The 6,000-nt window shown below is 45.5% G+C and carries 6 protein-coding genes; all 6 read right to left on the reverse strand.

Features of this window, described 5'->3' with window-relative positions; translation table 11 throughout:
- Nucleotides 1-39: 39 nt before the first annotated feature.
- Complete coding sequence (locus C2755_RS10340; RefSeq protein WP_215321239.1) at nt 40-1,905, reverse strand: phosphoenolpyruvate carboxykinase (GTP); 1,866 nt, start codon at nt 1,903-1,905, stop codon at nt 40-42.
- Nucleotides 1,906-1,995: 90 nt separating this feature from the next.
- Nucleotides 1,996-3,357, reverse strand: coding sequence for a tRNA uridine-5-carboxymethylaminomethyl(34) synthesis GTPase MnmE (mnmE, locus tag C2755_RS10345; protein WP_215322377.1), 1,362 nt, complete (start codon nt 3,355-3,357; stop codon nt 1,996-1,998).
- Between the two features lie 43 nt (nt 3,358-3,400).
- Nucleotides 3,401-5,068, reverse strand: a complete 1,668-nt coding sequence (gene yidC, locus C2755_RS10350) for a membrane protein insertase YidC (protein WP_215321240.1) — start codon at nt 5,066-5,068, stop codon at nt 3,401-3,403.
- A gap of 6 nt (nt 5,069-5,074) precedes the next feature.
- Nucleotides 5,075-5,317 carry a membrane protein insertion efficiency factor YidD gene (yidD, locus tag C2755_RS10355; RefSeq protein WP_215321241.1) on the reverse strand — a complete coding sequence of 81 codons (243 nt, stop codon included), beginning with the start codon at nt 5,315-5,317 and terminating at the stop codon, nt 5,075-5,077.
- Nucleotides 5,318-5,635, reverse strand: a complete 318-nt coding sequence (gene rnpA, locus C2755_RS10360; RefSeq protein ID WP_251368482.1) for a ribonuclease P protein component — start codon at nt 5,633-5,635, stop codon at nt 5,318-5,320.
- An 8-nt stretch (nt 5,636-5,643) separates the two neighbouring features.
- A complete protein-coding gene (gene rpmH / locus C2755_RS10365) occupies nt 5,644-5,778 on the reverse strand; it encodes a 50S ribosomal protein L34 (RefSeq protein ID WP_011903922.1) in 135 nt (44 codons plus the stop codon).
- Between the last annotated feature and the right edge of the window lie 222 nt (nt 5,779-6,000).

A 6,000-nucleotide genomic window follows, 5' to 3' on the forward strand; every position in this document is an offset into this window, starting at 1 on the left:
CTAGATAAAACGCTTGATATTACTAAAAACTTATGGGGCTTAAGCATTCAAGCGTTGTTCAATCTTGGAACGAGTTTCTTTCATCTCTTTTGGCAAGCGATCACCAAGGTGTTCGAACAATTCTGTGTGCAGCTTAAGCTCATTCTTCCAATCATCAACTCCTACAGTGATAGCTTTGCTGAACTTCTCTACCGAATAGTCCAAACCGCCCCAATGCATATCGTTGTACTCTGGAGTGATGCCGAACGGCGTTTCTTTACCGCTAGCTTTGCCTTCAGCACGATTCAAAATCCAAGAAAGAACGCGCATATTTTCACCGAAACCTGGCCATACAAACTTGCCATTCTCATCTTTGCGGAACCAGTTCACACAGTAGATCTTCGGCAATACTGCGCCTTCAGCTTCGAGCTTCTTGCCAATATTGAGCCAATGTTGGAAGTAGTCGCTCATGTTGTAACCAGCAAACGCAATCATTGCAAATGGATCACGACGTACAACGCCGATTTGTCCTGTAATGGCTGCGGTAGTTTCGGAGCCTAAGGTTGCAGCCATGTAAACGCCTTCAATCCAATCACGTGCCTCGCTAACCAAAGGCACGGTATTTGAACGACGGCCGCCAAACAAGAAGGCATCAATAGGAACGCCTGCTGGATCATCCCAATTTGGATCAACTGCTGGGTTGTTGGTTGCAGCAACAGTGAAGCGTGAATTTGGATGTGCGGCTTTGCGACCAGCGGCTCCATCAGCAGGAGTCCAGTCCTTGCCTTGCCAGTCGATTAAATGCGCCGGCGGAGTTTCTGTCAAGCCCTCCCACCAAACATCACCATCATCGGTCAAACCAACGTTAGTGAAAATCACATCTTGATTTAAAGAATCAATACAGTTTTGGTTGGTTTGACGGTTGGTTCCAGGAGCCACACCGAAGTAACCAGACTCTGGATTGATTGCAAACAAACGGGTTTTGCCTGTGACGGGGTCTTTGCGTGGTTTGATCCAAGCAATGTCATCACCAATGGTAGTAACTTTCCATCCCTCGAATCCTTTTGGAGGAATCATCATGGAGAAGTTGGTTTTGCCACACGCAGATGGGAATGCAGCTGCGATGTGATATTTCTTACCTTCGGGTGAGGTTACGCCTAAGATCAACATATGCTCAGCCAACCAACCTTGATCGCGACCCATATTGGATGCAATGCGCAATGCAAAGCATTTTTTACCCAATAATGCGTTACCGCCGTAGCCAGAACCAAAAGACCAAATCTCACGAGTCTCGGGGTAATGAACAATATATTTGTTTTTATTGTTAGGCCATGCAACATCTTTTTCGCCAGCGGCCAGAGGCTTGCCAACCGTATGAATGCAAGGAACAAACTCGCCATCGGCGCCCAACTGATCAATAACCGCTTTGCCCATGCGGGTCATCAGCTTCATATTGATTGCAACATAAGGGCTATCAGACAACTCAACACCAATGTGTGCAATTGGTGAACCGATTGGGCCCATGGAGAATGGCACTACATACATTGTTCTACCGCGCATGCAGCCATCAAACAATGGGTTCAATGTTGCGCGCATTTCGCTTGGCTCTACCCAGTTATTGGTTGGGCCGGCATCTTCTTTCTTTGCTGAACAGATAAAGGTGCGGTCTTCAACACGCGCCACATCTTCAGGATCAGATAATGCTAAAAATGAGTTTTTACGTTTGGCCGGGTTCAGACGCTTAAAGACCCCCGCGCCTACCAACAACTCGCACAACTCGTCGTACTCAGCCTGAGAACCATCACACCAGCGAATGGCATCTGGTTTGGTCAAGGCGGCAACTTCGGCAACCCACTCAATTAGACGTTTGTTTTTTACGTAAGCAGGCGCATTCACATTAATCTGGCCGCCAGTAGTTGAAGTCATATGTTTCCCTATGAAGGTTGAATTTTTTAATCCGACAATTTTATCATTTTGGGCAAATTTTTACCCCTACCTACACACAGCACAAACCCTTTACTTGCCAATACAGAACTGGCTGAAGATTTTCCCCAAAAGGTCGTCTGGAAGTAGTTTTCCGGTAATTTCACCCAAGCGTCTTTGGGCCAAAGAGAGCTCTTCTGCAAATAATTCCAGCGAATTGTTGCCATTTGCCGCGAATTCTTCCGATTTTTCAATATGTTCGGCCGCACGCTCTATGCAGTCCAAATGTCTTCTACGAGCCAAAATAGCACCCTCCTGGGGTCCAGCCCAGCCCACAAGCTCCAAAATCTTCTGTTTTAGCCCCTCAATTCCCTCTCCAGTTTTGGCGGAAATCAGCAAAGTTTCACTGGATGCAGTTTTTGATGATTCTTGGAGCAAATCAGCCTTATTCACAAGCTCAAGCACAGCGCATTTAGGTGGTAATTCCCTCAAAATCTGGGTTTTTAGGTCGTCCTGTTGGGGGGCCGACTGAGCATCAGTCAAAAAAATCACTACGTCTGCCAAACGAATGGCATCCCAGGATCTTTCAATGCCCTTTGCCTCCACAACATCAGTTGTTTCGCGCAGACCAGCTGTATCAATAATGTGCATGGGCACGCCGTCAATGGTGATGCTTTCTTTAACCCGGTCTCGGGTTGTCCCAGCAATAGGAGTAACAATGGCCACCTCTTCACCGGCCAAGCGATTAAGCAAAGAGCTTTTCCCCACATTGGGTGCTCCAGCCAACACTAGCTGAATGCCGTCACGCAAAATTTTTCCCTGCTTAGCGCCAGCACGTAAAGCCTGTAACTTTTCTTTAACGGCGGTTAAGCGCTGGCGTGCCTGAGCGTTTTCTAGAAACTCAATTTCTTCTTCTGGGAAATCTAAAGTTGACTCAACCAAAATTCTGAGTTGAGTAATTTCTTCAATGAGATTGTTAATGTCATCAGAAAAAGCACCCTGCAAAGAACGCGCTGCACCGCGAACAGCTGCCTCGCTTTGCGCGTCTATTAAATCTGCAATAGCCTCAGCCTGGGTTAAATCAATCTTGTTGTTGAGATAGGCGCGCAGGGTAAATTCGCCAGGCTCCGCAATGACAAGCCCCTCGTCTTTGCCCAACTCAAGACAGCGCTTCATCACTAGCTCAAGAAGTTGTGGTCCACCATGACACTGAAGCTCTAAAACATCTTCACCCGTAAAAGAGGCTGGTCCAACAAAATAAATTGCAATGAGCTGATCAATGGCTTGGCCATTCTCATCACAGAGTGTTAATAAGTTTGCTTGTCTTGGGGAAAGATTTTTTTGAAACAGGGCGCTCGTCATCGCGCTTAAATTTTTCCCACTAATGCGAATAACTCCGACGCCCGCCTTGCCGGGCGCGGTTGCAACAGCAATGATGGGCAATTTTCTTGTCATCATTGCTGTTTATTTATTACAAGCGAGTTATGCTGCGCTCAAACTACTTAGCGGGCTTTTTTCCAAAAATCCGATTAATCTGCCATTGTTGAGTAATCGACAGGATATTGTTGGTGACCCAATACAACACCAAACCGGCAGGAAAAAAGAAGAACATGATTGAAAAGACGATCGGCATGTACATCATCACCTTCGCCTGAATTGGGTCTGGAGGCGTTGGGTTCAACTTCGTTTGCACAAACATCGAGACAGCCATGACGACTGGCAGAATGTAGTACGGATCAGGCACTGAGAGGTCGTGAATCCACAAAACCCATGGTGCACCGCGCATCTCAACTGATGACAGCAGCACCCAATACAAAGAAATAAACACGGGGATCTGAATCACAACTGGTAAACATCCACCCACCGGGTTAATCTTTTCCTTGCGATACATCTCCATCATGGCTTGATTGAGTTTTTGTGGTTCGCCCTTGTACTGCTCCTTCATAGCCGCCAAGCGTGGCTGAACTTCCTTCATGCGAGCCATAGACTTGTAACTTGCAGCAGACAAGGGGAAGAAAACCAGTTTGATCAAAATGGTTAATAAAATAATAGACCAGCCCCAGTTACCAGCAATATTGTGAATGTGCTCCAGCAACCAAAAAATAGGTTTGGCCAGAATAGTTAGATAGCCATAGTCTTTAAGCAGCTCCAGTCCAGGTGCTATGGTTTCCAACATGCGCTCTTCTTGTGGACCAACAAATAACTGCGCATTAGCGATTAATGTGGTTCCAGCTGGAATTGCGCCTAATTGTGTCTGCATTCCGACTCGGTACAAATCACTATCGATTTTTCCTGAGTAAATATCTCGCGGCAATTTGTCATCTGGAATCCATGCACTAGCGAAGTAGTGTTGAACCATAGCAACCCAGCCAGGCTGTCCGGCCGATATCTGTGCGGGTGCAGTAAATTTATTTTTCTCTATATCTGTAAATGGGACCTTTTTAAACTTATCCCCATCGGTATAAATTGCTGGCCCAGTAAAAGTGCTTGCAGAAAAAGCACCTCCAAAAGGTCCAATTTTTTGCTCCTGGGAGCCGTCTCGCACAATCTCTGTATACAAACTCAGTGGAGCTCCATTTGCTGCCACCTGTGTAACCCGATGCCCAACATAAACATCGTAACTTTGAGGATTCAGGAGAAATGTTTTTTCTAGTTTCACACCGTTACGCTCGGCGGAAAGAACCAAAAACGGTCTACCAGACTCGTCTTTACCTGAGCGGTCAAGCTTAAATGTGCTGGTGTGGTTGGGCAAATCTGCATTACCAACAGCCACCAAACCTGAGCGAGCTACATAGGTGTGGGTGGGTGTATGTTGGAAAATTTCTACTGGTTTTTGATCTGCGGTTAGTTCTTTTAATAATTTCGCACCAACGACGTTTGCGCCCGCAGAGCTTATCTCCAATGAAAGAAGGTCGTTAGACAAAACAAATTTTTCAGCATTCTCGCCTGTTATTGCTTTGGAGTTAGGCGCCTGGGTAATGGGTGTGCCTGCTATTGCCGCCGGGGTATCAACCTTGGGTGGTGTCGCCTTATCGTTTGATGAAGCAACAACAGCTGGAGTTCCACCAAACAAGGATGGTTTGCCCTCATGAACCTGCCAATTGTTGTAGAGCATAAGACCCGACATCGAGAATACTGCCCAAAGAATTGTTTTTTTAAAGTCCATTTATATTCACTTAAGTTGGTGTTTTGTATCTTTTACAGCAGGATCATAACCGCCGTGTGACAAAGGGTTGCAGCGCAAAATACGCCACACCGTAAGACCAAAGCTTTTAATAAATCCGTAGTGACCAAAGCAGTCACATGCATATTGCGAACAGCTCGGCACATACTTACAGTGCATACCTAAATAAGGACTTAAAGCTAGTTGATATATTTTTACCAACTTAATTGCCACATTATTTAAAGCTCGCACCTAAAGCAGCCCCGAAATTTGAGAGCGCAAAATTTCTTTTTCTTTATTTCTGAGTCTGCCTCGAGTTTCGCGACCAATTGGTTTTTTGAGCTTAACCACAATATCTTTGTTTAGCTTGCTGGCTTGAGCCGTCCAAACCAATTCGCGAATCATCCGCTTTAGGCGGTTTCGATCAACCGCTCTTTTGGCTAGCTTCTTTGCTACTGCAACCCCCAAGTCAGGTTTAACGCCCTCTTGAGTGGATGCAACATACATACCCCAATACAAACTTGTCTTGGGGCGTGTTTTTAGTAGTTCAGAAATCCTTGCGCTATTCAATGGCTAAATTACACAGCCAAACGCTTGCGGCCTTTTGCACGACGAGCATTTAAAACTGCGCGTCCACTTTTGGTTTTCATACGAATACGGAAACCGTGTGTACGCTTGCGACGAGTTACTGAGGGTTGGTAAGTTCTTTTCATGTTCGATCCCTGGAAAACCAAGTATTTTCCTTGTTGCAGAGCAAAAGGTCAATCGATCTTGATGAATATGTAGGTGTTTTTCTCTATTTTTTGTGAAATTTCTCTCAAATCATTAATTTAAATAGAGATTTTTCTATTATTCACAAGTTATCCACAGCTTTTCCACGTTTTTGTTGCTTGTGGATAACTTTGGAGCATCGCTACAATGGATCCTCCAAAAAT

Source organism: Polynucleobacter sp. MWH-S4W17 (assembly GCF_018687535.1).
Taxonomy (GTDB): Bacteria; Pseudomonadota; Gammaproteobacteria; order Burkholderiales; family Burkholderiaceae; genus Polynucleobacter.